We start from the raw sequence: 15,918 nt of genomic DNA on the forward strand, positions 1-15,918 counted from the left end.
GTCGTTCTCACATGATAAGGTCCTTCACTGCGCTCAGGATGACACACGCTTTTTTCACTACTTCACAAACTCACCACTTCACCGCTTCTGCTCTATCAACTCATACCCTTCATCCACCAGTAACTTCCCCTGTGTAGCACTCCACACAGCTAGTTGGTCGCAACGCTCGTTTTCGGGGTGGCCGTTGTGGCCGCGTACCCATTGGAAGCGCACGGTGCGCTGGCGGTACACTTTCAGGAAGCGGCGCCAGAGGTCCTCGTTGGCTTTTTTGCCGAAATCAGGCTTGTTGGCCCAGCCGAACACCCACTTTTTCTCCACGGCATCCACCACATATTTCGAGTCGGTGACGACGGTGATGGGCATTTCTGGGCGTGTGACGGCTTCCAGGCCCACAATCACGGCCAGCAGTTCCATGCGGTTATTGGTGGTCAGGCGGAAGCCCTGGGTGAGCTCCTTCTCGTGCGGCCCGAAGCGCAGAATGGCCCCGTAGCCGCCCGGCCCCGGGTTCCCCCGCGACGAGCCATCGGTATATAAGTGAATCATGCGGTGATTAGTAGGGTCTTGGGAGCTTGGATTGATGTTCTAAAGATGATCCGTTGAACATCAGCCAAGACCCTAAGACCCCTTTAAAAATTACTCTTAAACAGCTTGATGGCAATGGCCAGCAGAATCACGCCGAACACGCGGCGCAGAATGTCCTCGCCGGCCTTGCCGAGCTTGCGCTCAATCCAGGCCGAGCTTTTCAGCACGGCGTACACAAACACCAAGTTCAGCACAATGCCTACCAGCACGTTGGGTAGGGAATAGGCCGCCCGCAGGGAGAGCAGCGTAGTCATAGTGCCGGCGCCCACGATGAGCGGAAACGCCAGCGGCACAATAGAACCCGACGAAGCCGCCGGGTTGTGCCGAAACAGCTCAATTCCCAGAATCATCTCCATACCAATGAGGAAGATGATAATGGCACCGGCCAAAGCAAACGACTGGTAGTCAACTCCAAAAAGCGACAAGATACTCTGCCCCAGAAACAGGAACGCCACCATCAGCAAGCCCGCCACCAGCGTGGCCTTCTCCGAGTGAATTTTCCCTTCGCGCTGCCGAATTTGTAGGATAATTGGCACCGAACCCAGAATGTCGATGATGGCAAACAGGGTGAGCGTAACGGAGAATATTTCTTTTAAACTAAACATCAGCAGACTACTGAATGATGAAGCGGCGAGATGATGAAATAGCTGGTTATCAACCCAACAACTCACTATTTCACCATCTCACTACTTCATGGTTAGGCAAACTCGCGGGCGAAGAACTGCACCAGCTGCTCAAACGCCGCGTCGGGTACGGCGGGGAAGTTGGCGATGCGCAGGGTGGTGGGTTTCCACTGGCCGTAACCGCTGCCGAGTTGCATGCCTTGCTCCAAGGCCTTGCGCTTCACCTCGTCAATCAGGGCAGGCGGACCTTGCAGGCCGATGACGGTGGTAGAGCGCGTTTCGGGGTTCGTGACCATGGGCTTAAGCTGGGTGGCCTGGTCGAAGTAATCGTAGAGCTTGGTGGCGCGGTCCAGCAGGTGTTGGTGCACGGTTTTGATGGGCTCCCGGTCCTGCAACACTCGGCTCAACAGATAGAGGTTGAGCACGTTGGGCGTGTGCGTGGTTTGGAAGTTGAGCATCTTCTCATACTGCGCCGTGAGGGAGTTGTAGTGGCTGCTCTCGTTGATGTGCCGGAAGCGCGCCACCGCCCGCGGCGACAATACCATGATGCTCAGCCCCGCCGGCAACCCGAAGCACTTCTGCACCGAAGCATACCAGATGTCGCCCTTGATGAACTTCAGCTGCACGCCCGCCATCGAGGAGGTAGCATCCACGGCCAGCAGGGCATTGCCGATCTTGTTGAACAGGTTGAGAATGAAGCCGTCGCGCAGCTGGGTGGCGTTGCTGGTTTCGTTTTGGGTGATGCACACCAGGTCCAGCTCATCGTCGGGGAGGGGTAGGGCGGCCACGTCGGGCAACTCATCGATGCCGAAGGGGTAGCCCACGCAGGCCGGGCGCAGGGCCTTGGCGTACTCGTACCACTTCTCCCCGAAAGCACCGCTGTACAGGTGCAGGCTCTTGCGCGGCGTGAGGCTTTGGGCCAGTACCTCCCAGCACTCGGTGGCCGAGTTCATGAAGAAAATGGTGTAGTCCTGCGGAATGTTGAGCTTGGTCTTGAGGTCGGCTACAATCTGGCGCATCAACGTGGTAAACCGCTCGCCCCGGTGCTGGGCCGACAGCCAGCCCTGGTCATACGCATCGGTTAAATATTGCCGCACTGCCGGATACACAGCGGCCGGCCCCGGATTGAAAGTATACATAGGAAGGAAAGTCAAAAAGTGAGGAAAAACAAAGGTAGGGAAAGGGGGAGTTGATGAGATAGTGAAGTGATGAGATGACGAGTTTTCGTGCTGCCATCCTAAGCCGTCTGTTATTTCGAGCCGTCTGTCATCCTGAGCTTGCGAAGGACCCTCTCACGCGAGAACGACAAGCGTACCAACGACTCGTTCAACTGGCAGAAGGTCCTTCGCAAATGCAGGATGACAGACGGCTTTTTTACTCATCATTTCACCATTTCACCTCTTCACACCCGAAACCCTACCCGCTTAGGCCGTAGTCCATCAAAGTAGTACAGGGCCAGCTTGTAGCTGTCGAGCTTGAAGCCGGCGATGCTGCCCACGCAGTTTTTGCCGATGAGGCTTTTCTGGCGGAATTCCTCGCGGGCGTGCAGGTTGCTCAGGTGCACTTCCACCACGGGCGTGTTAATGGCCGCAATAGCGTCGGCGAGGGCCACGCTGGTGTGCGTGTAGCCGCCCGCGTTCAGCACCGCGCCGTGGTAGGTGAAGCCGATTTCGTGCAGCTTATCAATCAGCTCGCCTTCGTGGTTGCTCTGGAAATACTCGATGGTCAGGTTCGGGAAAGCCTCTTGCAGCTCGGGCAGGTAGTCGTCAAACGAGCGGGTGCCGTAGATGCCCGGCTCGCGCTGACCCAGCAGGTTGAGGTTGGGGCCGTTGAGAATGAGAATTTGCATGAAAGAACGCGTAAAACGAATGGAGGCAAGCGCCAAAAATCAGTTAGCAAGGTAGGGAAGATGCCGCACGATAAAAGCTGCCGAATAAGGCTATAACTGACGGCAACGGGATTTGTCACGAACAAAGTATAGCATGCATGAAAGGTGCTGCAAAGCACTGGTATAAATAATATTCAATTTTATGCATGTCGAATGGTGAAGCTGATCTGTTAGGGTAGACCTGTGAATTTTATTTAAAAAATTATAAAACATACTTTTTTAAACATCTTATAAAGCTGAATTGTGCTACAAAAATTGCAATAAATACCTGGGTCGTATAAAGGCCTTGGGCAGATGTTGCACATTTTTAGTAGCTGAGTCGTTGAAGAAATTTTACCTTTTTATCTGCTTGTTATTTTCTCTTCGGGCAGGCGCGCAAACGGGTGTGGCGGTATCCGCCTTTCAGCCGTTTGACCGGGCCATGCAGCAGTTTATGCAGCGCTGGGGTATCCGGGGTGCTTCGGTAGCGTTTGGCGCGCAAGGGCGCGTGGTGTATGCCCGGGCTTTTGGCACCTCCGACGCGGCGGGCGCACAGCCCATGCAGCCCTACCATCTGCTGCGTGTAGCTAGCGTATCGAAACCAGTAACCGCGTTGGCAATCATGCAGCTAGTAGAACAAGGGCGCTTGCGCCTGACCGATAAGGTATTTGGGCCGCAGGGCTACCTGCAACGCCCCTACTATACGGAAGCCATCCGCGACCAGCGCATCTACGACATCACCGTACAGCAGCTGCTGGAGCACACCGCCGGCTGGGACCGCGACACCAACTGCGACGGCCAGGACGGCTGCGACCCCATCGACTTTCCCGTGCACGTGGCCCGCACCCTACACGCCCCCACGCCCGTAGCCGACTCCACCCTAATACGTTTCTTGCTAACCCGCGGGCTGAATACCGCGCCGGGCACGCATTACGCCTATTCCAACATCGGCTACCTAGTGCTGGGCAAGCTACTGGAAGCCATAACGGGCGAGTCCTATGAAACGTGGGTGCGCCAGCAACTATTGGAGCCAGCTGGCGCCCTCGAAGCCCACCTAGGCCGCAACCTGCCCGCCGATAAGCTGGAGCGCGAAGTGGCCTACGAGAGCCATTACCAAACCGAGGCCTGCGACGGCTCGGGGCTGGTGGTGCCCGCGGCGTACGGCGGCTTCAATCTGGAAGCCATGAGTGCCCACGGCGGCTGGGTGTGCTCGGCCCGCAGCCTGGTGCAGCTTCTGCAAACGGTGGAGGGTAGGGCTGGGCAGCCGGGCTTGCTAGCGCCCGCCACGCTGGCTACTATGGCGCGGCCATCGGTCGTGAATGCGCACTATAGCAAAGGCTGGATGGTAAACGCCGCCGGCCACCGCTGGCACCGCGGGGAGATGGACGGCACCGGCACCTATCTGGTGCGCACGGCCGGCGGCTTCACCTGGGCCATTCTGTTGAATGCCCGCCCAACCAGTGAGATGTGCTGGAAAGAGCTGGACCAACTGGGCTGGGTAGCGGTGCAACGCGCGGCAAGCCTACCCGCCCACGATCTGCGGCCACCTACCCGTAACGCGTCGGAACTCACGGCACTACCCGATTCAGCGGGCGTGATGCTGCGCTGGCAGCGCGGCGCCGGCACGCGTTGCCTGGTGCTGCTGCAAGCCGATCAGCCAATTGCGGATTTCCCGCTGGATGGCATTCGCTATACGGCTGCTACCTGGGGAGAAGGCCGGGCTACCTTGGGCACGGGCACCTACGTGGTGGCCAACGCGGCTACAGACTCGGTGTACGTAAGCCACCTTGACCCGCGCCGCCGCTATTACGTCCGGGTGGTAGAGTACACAGAAGATGCTTCTACCGGTTTTCAGCCTATGTATGCGCTCGATGGTAACCCCACCCTGGTGTTGCCTGCTACCGGCGGGACCGAGCTGGCAAATAGAGCGTCAACCTTATCACTCTACCCTAATCCGGCCCGAACAGAATTAGTGGTGACGGCTGTGGCGCACCCGCTGCCTTATGAGGTAACCACGCTGCTCGGGCAGCGGCTGCGGGCGAGCGTGCTAACACCCGGCCACACCATTCCCGTCAGCAATCTACAGCCCGGCAACTACCTGATTCGGTTTCAATTGCCGGAACGTATGGTATTCAGTCGGTTTGTGAAGGAGTGAGCAATAGGAAACCCACTACTCGTGGTTGAACTCGCCAATGTGCCACAGAATACCGGACGGGTCATACACGAAACCCTCTTTGCCCCAGGCTTCCTGCCGGATGGGCGTAACCCGTACGCCCTCGTACGTGCCGGGCAGGTCCAGCGCCGCAAGCTCAGCCCAATACTGCTCCACATCCGCTACTTGCAAAAACAACATGGAGTTGTCAACCCAATCTTGCACGTAGGCGTCTTGCAAATAAAAACCTATGCCTTGGAGAGAGAAATAGGATAAAGCCGGCGAGATAACCACTTCACTAAAGCCGAAGGCGCGGTAGAAACTACGCGAAACGGCAAAGTCTCGGGCGCCGATGAAGGCGCGGATAGACAGAACAGGTGAGGACATATGGTTGAAAATGAAATGGTCTTGTGCTAATAGCGGGCATTGCAGGGCAAGATGACGCATTTCTTGCTACTTAGGCGTCTGGAAGTTCGATAATGTAGCGCAGCTATCAACAACAGACGAGGTGCATTTGCCATGATTGGGGGAGTCTAAATGGGAGAACCTACAAAAAGCACCGACCTTTACCCTCCCCAACCCCACAACCCAGTCCCCTATTCCATGACCTGGCCACTCGCGCAAAAGCAATTCGATGGCTATCTGCGGCTCGAAAAATCCCTGGCCGGCAACTCGGTAGAAGCCTACTCCCGCGACGTAAGCAAGCTGCGCCAATACCTGGAGTTGCACCAGCTGCCCATCACGCCCGAGCATATCACCCCCGAGCACCTGCGTGCTTTCCTGACATGGCTGGGGGCACTGGGCCTGAGTGCTACCTCCCAGGCCCGCACGTTGTCGGGTATCAAGGCTTTCTATAACTTCCTGATTATGGAAGACTTGCTTCAGCTTGACCCCACCGATACGCTGGAAGCCCCCAAAACCGGCCGCCACCTCCCCGACACGCTCAGCTACCCCGAGATAGAGCAACTGCTGGCGGCCATCGACTTGAGCACGCCCGAGGGCACCCGCAACCGCGCCCTGCTGGAAGTGCTCTACTCGTCGGGCCTGCGCGTATCGGAACTCACGGAGCTGCGCCTTTCCAATGTATATGTAGATCAAGGCTTTGTGCGGGTGGTGGGCAAGGGCAGCAAGGAGCGCCTGGTGCCCATTGGCCGCGACGCGCTCAAGCACCTGGGCTTCTACCTCAGCGGCATCCGCGCCCACCTCGATGTGAAGCCCGGCGACGAGGACATTGTGTTTCTGAACCGGCGCGGCGGCAAGCTGTCCCGCGTGATGATCTTCCACATCATCAAAGCGCTAGCCGAGCAGGCGGGTATTCGCAAAAGCATCAGCCCGCACACATTCCGCCACAGCTTTGCTACCCATCTCATCGAAGGCGGCGCCGACCTGCGTGCCGTGCAAGAAATGCTGGGCCACGAGAGCATCACCACCACCGAAATCTACACCCACCTCGACCGCGACTACCTCAAACAGGTGATTACGGAGTTCCACCCGCGAAGCTGAGTTGAAAAGCATTCCTACCGTTTCTGACAAGACCGGAGCCAGTCTTCGGCGGCAGCTACAGTTTCAAAAAGCTGTACTTCAAATTGGTCCTGAAACGGATGATGCTTGTCTAAGACTGCCAGCTCACTGCGCAGCCGGTGCGTGACGTGGGCCACGTAGCGCAGACCAAGCCGACTGGCCTGGGGCCCCCATATCCGCTGCAACCACTCAATCGAATCGAACCACGGTCCTACAAGCTGGCTGTTGTCATTCAATAGATACGGGCAGCTGAAAGTTTGCATGGAAGTGAGGTAGCTATCAGCACCTTTCGTGGCTTCGCCTGTATCAACAAACCCTTTCCAAGTAGCACGTAACCATTGGTTCACTTCGTCGAATGTGAGGACGCAGGAGCTGCCGTCAGAGGGGTCGGTAGCAGATTTTAAGAGCATGACAAAAACGAAAACCGGGAAAAGTGATAAAGGTTGAGTGTGCGAAACTGGGTAGATTTCCTGCGAATAGCAACCTGAACAAGAACTACGGTTGGTACAAGATATTTTTGCCTTCCTATTTGATTCACATCGTATGCCCGCCCTTTTCCGGTTTCCTACCACTCCACTTCGCCAGGCGCTGCTGGTGTTGGTGCTGCTGCTACTGCCCGTGTGGTTGCTGGGCGAACACGCCTACCTGTCCATCAACGACAACCTCGATTCGGAGCTGGTAGCGCCCTACTTGCTGCCCCGCCTTGGCGTGCTGCTGGACTACCGCTCCACGGCGGTGGTGCCGCCCCTGATGGACGGCCTACCCCGCAATGCCCTGCGCTCCGGCCTGAGCGTGACCATGCAACTGTTTGCCGTGCTGCCCCCGCTGCCGGCCTACCTGCTGCACGCGCTACTGGTGCGGCTGGTAGCGTTGCTGGGCTTCTACGCGCTGGCCCGCACGCACTGGCTGCGTAAGCCCGAGGATACCGAGTTGGCGGCGCTACTGGCACTGGCCTGGGCCACGCTGCCGATGCATACCATCTACGGGCTGTCGGTGGGAGGGCAGCCATGGGTGCTGTGGGCTGTATTGAATCTGCGGGAGGGTAGGCGGCGCGGGCTGAGCTGGTTGACGCTGGCGGTGTTTCCGCTGTGGTCGATGTTTGTGTATGTGGGGCCGTTTTTGCTGGCGGGCATAGGCGGGCTGTTGGCGTGGGACTGGTGGCACGGCCGCCGCGCCCACCTGGGCGCGGTGCTGCTGGGCGCCGGGCTGTTGCTGGCGAGCTACCTGGTGGTAGAATACCCGCTACTCTACTCTTTGCTGATAGCCAAGCAGTTCGTGTCGCACCGGGTGGAGTTTGATATCAGTCAGCTGCTGCCCATAAGTTTCTTGAACGGGCTGAAAAGCACCCTGCACTACCTGCTGATGGGGCAGTACCTCCCCGGTCTGTTTTTTCGGGGCGTGATCCTGGCGGCGGTGGCAGTGGCACTAACTAAGTGCGAGCCAGCAACGCGCCGGGCGCTTGGCCGGCAGCTGCTGCCATTGGGAATCGTGCTGGTGCTAACTGCCGTCTTCTGCGGTTTTTATCCTCAACTGCTCACAGCGTTGCAGGCATACATACCGTTGCTGCGCACTTTCAACATTGGCCGTTTTCATTTTCTGACGCCGCTGCTCTGGTTTGTGGTGCTGCTACTGAACCTGCGCGCCCTACCCCTCGGCCGTCTGCAGGTAGGACTGGCAGTGGCGCAGCTAATCCTTGGCCTGGCCATGAACACCGAGTGGACCACCAACCTACGCCACCTGGCGGGCGTAGCACCCGCCACCGAACCCAGCTACGCGGCCTACGTGGCACCCCGACTGTTTGCGCGGGTGCGGGCCTTGCTGCACGAGCGCACCGGCCAGGAGCCGCCCGCCTACCGTGTGGCCTGCCTGGGCCTACCGCCCAGCGTGGCCCAGCTCAACGGCTTCTACACCCTCGACAGCTACCAGAACAACTACCCCCTGCGTTATAAGCACCAGTTCCGGCCCCTTATTGCCGGCGAGCTAGCGAAGAACTCCGCCCTGCGCGCCTACTTCGATGCCTGGGGCAACCGCTGCTACCTGTTCTCGGCCGAGCTAGGAAGGAACTTTCGGGTAGGCGCTGCGCAACGTAGGGTAGTGCAGCACTGGGCCTTCGATGCCGCTGCATTTCGGCGGCTGGGCGGGCGCTTTGTGCTCTCGGCGGCGCGCCTGGCCCGACCGCAAGAGAGCGGCTTGCGGCTGCTGGCCGTGCAGGCCGATGCTGCAGCCTACTGGCAGCTGTTTGTGTATGAGGTAGCGTTGCCGAGTGAGTGAGTGAGTGAGTGAGTGAGTGAGTCGAAGGTAGGAGGGTAGGAGGGTAGGAGGGGCATCTTCGCCGCACTCGCTCGGCTCGGCCGAGTGAGGACTACGCCCAAGCAGCTCTGCTGCGTGCGCCTGCATCACGTTAGGCCTGCCTCGGGCAAGCGACGCGGACGGATTCGGAGCACAGTCCCTCAAGCGTAGTCCTCACTCGGCCGAGCCGAGCGAGTGCGGCGGCGACGGAAAGAATATGCAAACAAATCGAGCAGTGGAAATAGTATCTTCACTGCTTCACCGTTTTACGGTTTTGGTACCCCCGTTTCCCCCTCAAAATTGCTAGATTTGGCTTTTTAGTGAGCATCCGAATGGCAAAGAATACATACAAGCAAACGAATACTGCTCCGGCTTCCCGTGCCAATGAGCAGCGCCCGGCGCGGGCTTCGGCTCCAGTAGCCGACGAGGTAGCACCCGCCCGCGAGCAACCCCGCCGCGAGCCGCGCAACAAGGAAAAACCGAAGGCCGCGCCCCGCGCCGCTCGTCCGCCCATGCGCTTCCCCACGGTACGTCTGGGCGGGGTGCTGGGCTTCCTGCGCGACCGGCGCTTTCAACTGTTCCTAGGCTTTTTCTTTCTGCTCAGCTCCATCTACCTTACCATTGCCTTCGTGTCGTTCCTGTTCACGGGGCACGCCGATCAGAGCGTGGTGGAGAACCTGGCCAACACACCGGTGAAAGAAGCTGGGCAGGAGTCCAGCAATCTGCTGGGGCTGGTAGGGGCCTGGGCAGCACAACTCCTGATTTACAAGGGCTTCGGCATCGCGGCCTTTGCCGTTATTCCGGTGGTGTTTTTCTTGGGCTACAAAATTGTGTTCCGCCGAGCCGATGTGTCGGTGAGCTACGTGCTGGCGCTGTCCCTGTTTACAATGCTGTGGCTGAGTGTGTTAATGGGCTACGTAGTGATCAGCATGCAGGACCCCGAAGCGGACCCCAACTTGGCGCATCGCCTCGATTTCCTGAGCGGCGGGGTAGGCTACGAGGCAGCCCTGTGGCTGAGCAGCCTCATTGGCTGGGGCACGGTGCTACTGCTGGCGTTCCTGCTGATTTCCTTCGTGGTATTCTTTTTCAATGTGACTACCCTGGGTCTAGGCCGGGGGGTAGGGGAGGAGGCCGTTCCTGCCGCTATGGCTACACCGGCTGCTGCGGCCAATCGGGCCGGTAATGCTCCGCGTTTCTCGTCAACTACTGAGGAAGAGCTGGAGCAAGACGACGCCCTGGAACCAGAAGATGACGACGACGATGAGGCGTTGAACATCACTCTGCACGACCGTCGCCCAGTGGCTGCTACCCCCGCTCCTGCCGAGCCAGAAGTGGTACATACGGGTGCCGTGGCCGGTGGTGCCGTGGCCCTGAGCGTAGCCCCAGCAGCCGTTGCGGCGCCGGCCGTTGCTGCCTCCGCCGGAGCGGCGGCTACCGTGGCTGGCGCGGGTGCCGTAGCGGCCAAAGCGGCCGCCAGCGGCCCCAGCTTCTCCTTCGAAATGCCCACCGCCGAGCCGGAGGTAGCGCCTACTGCCACACCCGCATCGCGGGTGCCAACCCCGCTTTCCCTGGCTGACCTCGCCGACGCTGATGCGCCGCTGCCAGCTGCCACGGCCTCGGCACTGCCACTGACCGTAGAGCCTGCCAAGTCCGAAGCACCCTTCGAAATTGAAGATAAAACCGGCGAGCTAGATCCTTCGGCTGGTGCCGATATGGCCGTTATTGCCGAGGAAGACGAGGACGCCGAGGCCATGCCCGCCGTCAACTACGACCCTACCCTCGACCTGCCCCGCTACCAGTACCCTACCCTGGAGCTGCTCAACGACTACGGTGCCCCCAAAGCCCAGGTAACCAAGGAGGAGTTGGAGGCCAACAAAGACCGCATCGTGGAAACGCTGGGGCACTACGGCATCAACATCGCCAGTATCAAGGCCACCATTGGGCCTACCGTCACGCTCTATGAGATTGTGCCGGATGCGGGCGTGCGCATCTCCAAAATCAAGAGCCTGGAAGATGATATTGCCCTGAGCCTGGCCGCGTTAGGTATTCGTATCATTGCGCCGATTCCGGGTAAAGGCACCATTGGTATCGAGGTGCCGAATACCAAAAAAGAGATGGTGAGCATCCGCTCGGTGTTTGCCACCGACAAGTTCATCAACACCGAAATGGACCTGCCGATTTCCTTCGGCCGTACTATCACCAACGAGGTATTTGTGGTCGATCTGGCCAAAATGCCCCACTTGTTGATGGCCGGTGCTACCGGCCAGGGTAAATCGGTGGGCCTGAACGTGATTCTGGCTTCCCTACTCTACAAGCGCCATCCCTCGGAGCTGAAGTTTGTGCTGGTTGACCCCAAGAAGGTGGAACTCAGCATCTTCAACAAGATTGAGCGCCACTTCCTGGCCAAGCTGCCCGATACCGAGGAAGCCATCATCACCGACACCAAGAAGGTAGTGAACACGCTCAACTCCCTGTGTATGGAGATGGACCGGCGCTACGATCTGCTGAAAGACGCCGGCTGCCGCAACCTGAAGGAGTACAACCGTAAGTTTGTGGAGCGTCGCCTCAACCCCAAAAAAGGCCACCGCTACCTGCCCTTCGTGGTGCTGGTGATAGACGAGCTGGCCGACCTGATGATGACGGCCGGTAAAGAGGTAGAGACGCCTATTGCTCGCCTCGCCCAGCTGGCCCGCGCCATCGGTATTCACCTGATTGTGGCCACCCAGCGCCCCTCGGTGAACGTAATTACGGGTATCATCAAGGCCAACTTCCCGTGCCGCATCAGCTTCAAGGTGACCTCTAAAATCGACTCGCGCACCATCCTGGATGCGGGCGGCGCCGACCAGCTCGTGGGCCAGGGCGACATGCTGATTTCGCAGGGGTCCGATATCATTCGGGTGCAGTGCGCCTTCATCGACACGCCCGAGGTAGACCGCCTCTGCGACTTTGTGGGCGAGCAGCAGGGCTACCCCGACGCCTACCAGCTGCCGGAGGTAGCGGGCGAAGACGGCGGTGGCAACGGTGGCGAGGACTTCGACCCCGCCGACCGCGACTCGATGTTTGAGGAAGCTGCCCGCGTGATTGTGACCCACCAGCAGGGTAGCACTTCGCTCATTCAGCGCAAGCTAAAGCTGGGCTACAACCGCGCTGGTCGTCTCATCGACCAACTGGAGCATGCCGGCATTGTGGGGCCTTTCGAGGGTAGCAAAGCCCGCGAAGTCCTCATCCCCGATGAGTACAGTTTGGAACAGTTGTTGAATACTATGCAGAAATAGAACTTAGCCGAGAGAAAATAAGAGCATAACGTTGTTCTACTTTTAGTTTTCTCCGTTTAAACCTTCGCAGAGTAATTCGCTCTACCATCCAAGCTCGCTACACCAATTTCTGCAATGAAAAAATTTCTCGCTCTGCTCGCTTTGTCTGCTTCGTTTATGCAATCTGCCAGTGCACAGCAGGACCCCAAAGCCGGTAAAATCCTTGATCAAATGAGCGCCAAGTATCAGGCGATGAAGGCGTTCCGGGCCAACTTCACCCAAACTCTGGAAAATGACAAGGCCAAGGTGAAGGAAAATATCAGCGGCGATATCATCGTGAGTGGCCCCAAATTCCGGTTGAAAGTGAACGGCCAGGAGGTCATCAACAACGGTCAGACAATGTGGACCTACCTGAAGTCGGAAAACGAGGTGAATATTTCGGATTACGAGCCCGATGATCAGGAAGTGTCTCCTTCTCAGATATTTACTCTATACAAGAAAGGCTACAAGTACACTTACGTGCAGGAAGCCAAGGAAGGCGGCCAGGCTATCGACATCATCGACTTATCGCCGGAAGACCGCTCCAATGCCGTATATAAAGTGCGTATCAAGGTAGCCAAGGCCGATAAATCGGTGAAAAGCTGGCAGATGTTCAAAAAGAACGGCAACCGCTACACCTACACCATCAAGCAGTTCCAGCCCAACCCGCCGGTAGATGCCACCACCTTCAACTTCGACAAATCGAAGTACAAGGGCGTGAAGGTGGTAGATTTACGCTAACTGGCAGCCACGCTGCCGTTTTGGCCGGCCCGCTTCCGAGAGGAGGCGGGCCGGTTTTTGCTTTGTGGGGAGACACGTACAAGTTTTGGTTGTAAGCCTAAAAATCGTCTGTTATCCTGAGCTTGCGAAGGACCTTATGCCCGCAGAACGACATTCTTAACAACGACTCGTTCACGCGTGAGCAGGTCCTTCGTCGCCGCTTGATGCGCGGAATGCTCAGGATGAGAGAAGAAAATAGATCTTGATTAGTTATCCATGTGCTTTTATACTTGCTATGAAAGAAGATTTCCTCCACTACGTCTGGCAACAGCAATATTTCGATAAAACCAATCTGCGCACTACCAGCGGCGAAGCCATTACCATCCTCAAGCCCGGCTTGCACAACCACGATGCCGGCCCCGATTTTCTGAGTGCTCGTCTGCACCTGGGCGAAGTAGAATGGAACGGCGCCGTGGAAATCCATCTGCGCGCTTCCGACTGGCACCGCCACCAGCACCAGCACGACCCCAAGTACGACCAGGTGATTCTGCACGTGGTACTGCACGCCGACGAGCCCGTACGTCGCACCAATGGCTCCGAAGTGCCCGCGCTGGTGCTGGAAGGCCGCCTAGCGCCGGAGCTATTGGGCCGCTACCAGCAACTGCTCACCGATACGCCCGTCCTACCCTGCGCGCCGTTGCTAACGCAGGTACCTGCTATTGCGCGGGTGATGATGGTGGAACGCACCCTGCTGGAACGCGTGGAGCAGAAAGCCGCTACCCTCGAAACCCTGCATCAGCATCTCGGCGGCGACTGGGAGGCCACCGCCTACCATGCCCTGCTGGCAGCTTTCGGCTTCAAGAAAAATACCGAGCCCTTGCAGCGTCTGGCCAAAGCCCTGCCGCTACCCGTATTGCGCCGCCATCGCCACGACCGGCGCCAACTGGAAGCCCTGCTGTTTGGGCAAGCCGGTTTCCTCACTGAAAACGACGAGAACCGCCACGACCTGTTTGTGGCTGATTTGCGGGCTGAATACGAATTCCTAGCTCATAAATACCAACTAAAAGCCGCCGCTCTAGCCCCGCACGACTGGAATTTTCTGCGTTTGCGGCCGGCCAACTTCCCACCGGTGCGGCTGGCCCAGTTGGCGGCCGTACTACACGCCCGCCCCGCCCTATTCGATGCCCTGCTAACCGCTCAGGACGTGCTGACGCTGGAACAGTTTTTTGCCGCGCCAGTATCGGAGTATTGGCGGAGGCATACCCGGCCGGGTAGACCGGGCAAGGTGCCGCACCAGCTGGGTAGGAGCAGCGCCCATCTGCTGATAACTAACGTGGTAGTGCCCTTGCGCGTAGCCTATGCCCACCACGTCGGCCAGCCGGAGCTAGTGGAGCAGGCCGTAACGCTACTCACGCAACTGCCCGCCGAGCGCAATGCCATTACGGACGCCTACGATCTGCTGGGCTTCCAGCACCGCACTGCCGCCGACTCGCAGGGCCTGCTGGCGTTGCACCACGGCTACTGCCAGCCACGCCAGTGCCTGCGCTGCGCCATTGGCAACCGCATTCTACAACCCAAACCCGTGCTACGTTGAGGATACTACTGGCTGTTGGACTAAATACTGGCCTGCTGTGGCTGCTGTGGCGCTGGGTGCGCCAGCAGCAACAGGCAGCGGGGGTAGGGCAATTTATCTTACCATTATTGGCCCTGAAGCTGGTCATCACGCTGGCAACCGTTGTGTTGCTGACCGAGGACGCCCGCTATTTTCAGTACTGGGGCATTGCCCTCACCGACCAACTATGGACTGCACCCACGGCCTGGGTAGGTACGCTGCTGGGCGATGAGTTTCACGCGCCGGACCGGCAGCTGATCTACCACGGATACTCCAACACGTTCTTTCTCATTAAGATACTGTCGGCGCTGAACCTGGCTTCGCTGGGTAGCGTGTGGCTGAATGCGATGTATCTGTCGGTGTTCTGCTTTGTGGGGTGTTGGCAACTGGTGCGGAAGCTGCCGCCTCTATTCCCCGATACGCCGATATTGGCTGTGCCTATTTCCTTTCTGTTGTGGCCCAGCGTGTTGTACTGGACCTCGGGGCTGACGAAGGAGAGCGTATTGGTAGGTACGCTGGCATGGCTGACGGCGCTGGTGCTGGGTTGGCTTTATGGAGGGCGGCCCGTGCACGCGTGGTCGGTAGTAGGGGCGGTGGTGCTGGTGGTAGTGGCATTCAAGATGCGATATTTCTTCGCGGTGCTGCTGTTCGTGGCATTGCTGGGGCTGGCAGTTATCAGGGTAGGGGAGCGGCTAGGCGTGCGGCGGCGCGGGATGCAGGTAACACTAGTAGTGCTCCTGTTAGTAGGCGGTGGCTTTGTGCTGAGCGAAGTGAACTCCATCTTTCGCTTCAATAGATTTAGTAGCCAACTACTGCGCAATTACTACAGCATGTTGGAGCAGTCGCGTCACAAGCCGCACATCGAGTATGAGCACCTGGCGCCTACCTGGCAGAGCGTAGTCACCAATGCCCCAGCCGCTGCCCTGAATACTGTGGTGCGCCCGTGGCCTTGGGAAAGCCTGCGTTGGAATTACCTAACGGTGAGTCTGGAAAACCTCGTGCTACTGGCGCTGCTGCTCACGGCAATGGCTGCCGTAGCACGAGGTAGGGGAGGGCGCCTACCCTTCGCGCTAGTGCTGGTGCTGGTAGTGTATTGCCTGGGCCTGGCCATTCTGTTGGGGTTGACTACCCCTAACCTGGGCACCCTTAACCGCTACCGCACAGTGCTGCTGCCGTTTCTGCTGCTACTGCTGTTGCAAAACGACTACGTGCGGAGAGTATTAAAATGGTGAAGTAGTGGAGCGTTTGTCATCCTGAGC

At 58.4% G+C, this 15,918-nt stretch carries 13 protein-coding genes; 7 read left to right on the top strand and 6 right to left on the bottom strand.

The window, feature by feature from the left end:
- Positions 1-78: 78 nt before the first annotated feature.
- The 4 genes from rnhA to aroQ all read right to left on the bottom strand — a co-directional run bounded on the left by rnhA (position 79) and on the right by aroQ (position 3,054).
- Positions 79-543, bottom strand: coding sequence for a ribonuclease HI (gene rnhA / locus KYK14_RS18980; RefSeq protein ID WP_219161040.1), 465 nt, complete (start codon positions 541-543; stop codon positions 79-81).
- An 83-nt stretch (positions 544-626) separates the two neighbouring features.
- Positions 627-1,187 (bottom strand): MarC family protein, encoded by a 561-nt coding sequence (locus tag KYK14_RS18985; protein ID WP_219161042.1) that lies wholly within the window; start codon positions 1,185-1,187, stop codon positions 627-629.
- 92 nt (positions 1,188-1,279) lie between these two features.
- Positions 1,280-2,344 carry an aminotransferase class V-fold PLP-dependent enzyme gene (locus KYK14_RS18990; protein ID WP_208306192.1) on the bottom strand — a complete coding sequence of 355 codons (1,065 nt, stop codon included), beginning with the start codon at positions 2,342-2,344 and terminating at the stop codon, positions 1,280-1,282.
- A gap of 263 nt (positions 2,345-2,607) precedes the next feature.
- On the bottom strand, positions 2,608-3,054 hold the full coding sequence (gene aroQ, locus KYK14_RS18995; RefSeq protein WP_219161044.1) for a type II 3-dehydroquinate dehydratase: 447 nt from the start codon (positions 3,052-3,054) through the stop codon (positions 2,608-2,610).
- Positions 3,055-3,442: 388 nt separating this feature from the next.
- On the opposite strand from aroQ, the gene KYK14_RS19000 reads away from it, so the two are divergent.
- Positions 3,443-5,227, top strand: a complete 1,785-nt coding sequence (locus KYK14_RS19000) for a serine hydrolase domain-containing protein (protein WP_219161046.1) — start codon at positions 3,443-3,445, stop codon at positions 5,225-5,227.
- 15 nt (positions 5,228-5,242) lie between these two features.
- Here KYK14_RS19000 and KYK14_RS19005 read toward each other — a convergent pair whose 3' ends face one another.
- Positions 5,243-5,611: a VOC family protein gene (locus KYK14_RS19005; protein ID WP_219161049.1), complete on the bottom strand. Its 369-nt coding sequence runs from the start codon at positions 5,609-5,611 to the stop codon at positions 5,243-5,245.
- 216 nt (positions 5,612-5,827) lie between these two features.
- Between KYK14_RS19005 and xerD the strand changes: the two genes are divergently transcribed.
- Complete coding sequence (xerD, locus tag KYK14_RS19010) at positions 5,828-6,727, top strand: site-specific tyrosine recombinase XerD (protein WP_185283445.1); 900 nt, start codon at positions 5,828-5,830, stop codon at positions 6,725-6,727.
- 14 nt (positions 6,728-6,741) lie between these two features.
- On the opposite strand, the gene KYK14_RS19015 is transcribed toward xerD, so the two are convergent.
- Positions 6,742-7,155: a hypothetical protein gene (locus KYK14_RS19015; protein WP_185283446.1), complete on the bottom strand. Its 414-nt coding sequence runs from the start codon at positions 7,153-7,155 to the stop codon at positions 6,742-6,744.
- 133 nt (positions 7,156-7,288) lie between these two features.
- Here KYK14_RS19015 and KYK14_RS19020 point away from each other — a divergent pair, with 133 nt between their 5' ends.
- The 5 genes from KYK14_RS19020 to KYK14_RS19040 all read left to right on the top strand — a co-directional run bounded on the left by KYK14_RS19020 (position 7,289) and on the right by KYK14_RS19040 (position 15,891).
- Positions 7,289-9,016 carry a DUF6044 family protein gene (locus tag KYK14_RS19020; protein ID WP_219161051.1) on the top strand — a complete coding sequence of 576 codons (1,728 nt, stop codon included), beginning with the start codon at positions 7,289-7,291 and terminating at the stop codon, positions 9,014-9,016.
- Positions 9,017-9,366: 350 nt separating this feature from the next.
- On the top strand, positions 9,367-12,309 hold the full coding sequence (locus tag KYK14_RS19025; protein ID WP_219161053.1) for an FtsK/SpoIIIE family DNA translocase: 2,943 nt from the start codon (positions 9,367-9,369) through the stop codon (positions 12,307-12,309).
- Positions 12,310-12,423: 114 nt separating this feature from the next.
- On the top strand, positions 12,424-13,068 hold the full coding sequence (gene lolA1, locus KYK14_RS19030) for an outer membrane lipoprotein periplasmic chaperone LolA1 (RefSeq protein WP_219161055.1): 645 nt from the start codon (positions 12,424-12,426) through the stop codon (positions 13,066-13,068).
- A gap of 274 nt (positions 13,069-13,342) precedes the next feature.
- A complete protein-coding gene (locus KYK14_RS19035; protein WP_219161057.1) occupies positions 13,343-14,641 on the top strand; it encodes a DUF2851 family protein in 1,299 nt (432 codons plus the stop codon).
- Positions 14,638-15,891 carry a hypothetical protein gene (locus KYK14_RS19040; protein ID WP_219161059.1) on the top strand — a complete coding sequence of 418 codons (1,254 nt, stop codon included), beginning with the start codon at positions 14,638-14,640 and terminating at the stop codon, positions 15,889-15,891. The genes KYK14_RS19035 and KYK14_RS19040 overlap by 4 nt, the downstream gene beginning before the upstream one ends.
- Positions 15,892-15,918 lie beyond the last annotated feature (27 nt).

Source organism: Hymenobacter profundi (genome assembly GCF_019334315.1).
GTDB classification, from domain to species: Bacteria; Bacteroidota; Bacteroidia; order Cytophagales; family Hymenobacteraceae; genus Hymenobacter; species Hymenobacter profundi.

Bases quoted from the DNA above. Each gene is read 5' to 3' on its own strand.
- rnhA (WP_219161040.1), bottom strand. From the start codon at position 543: ATGATTCACTTATATACCGATGGCTCGTCGCGGGGGAACCCGGGGCCG.
- KYK14_RS18985 (WP_219161042.1), bottom strand. From the start codon at position 1,187: ATGTTTAGTTTAAAAGAAATATTCTCCGTTACGCTCACCCTGTTTGCC.
- KYK14_RS18990 (WP_208306192.1), bottom strand. From the start codon at position 2,344: ATGTATACTTTCAATCCGGGGCCGGCCGCTGTGTATCCGGCAGTGCGG.
- aroQ (WP_219161044.1), bottom strand. From the start codon at position 3,054: ATGCAAATTCTCATTCTCAACGGCCCCAACCTCAACCTGCTGGGTCAG.
- KYK14_RS19005 (WP_219161049.1), bottom strand. From the start codon at position 5,611: ATGTCCTCACCTGTTCTGTCTATCCGCGCCTTCATCGGCGCCCGAGAC.
- xerD (WP_185283445.1), top strand. From the start codon at position 5,828: ATGACCTGGCCACTCGCGCAAAAGCAATTCGATGGCTATCTGCGGCTC.
- KYK14_RS19015 (WP_185283446.1), bottom strand. From the start codon at position 7,155: ATGCTCTTAAAATCTGCTACCGACCCCTCTGACGGCAGCTCCTGCGTC.
- KYK14_RS19020 (WP_219161051.1), top strand. From the start codon at position 7,289: ATGCCCGCCCTTTTCCGGTTTCCTACCACTCCACTTCGCCAGGCGCTG.
- KYK14_RS19025 (WP_219161053.1), top strand. From the start codon at position 9,367: ATGGCAAAGAATACATACAAGCAAACGAATACTGCTCCGGCTTCCCGT.
- lolA1 (WP_219161055.1), top strand. From the start codon at position 12,424: ATGAAAAAATTTCTCGCTCTGCTCGCTTTGTCTGCTTCGTTTATGCAA.
- KYK14_RS19035 (WP_219161057.1), top strand. From the start codon at position 13,343: ATGAAAGAAGATTTCCTCCACTACGTCTGGCAACAGCAATATTTCGAT.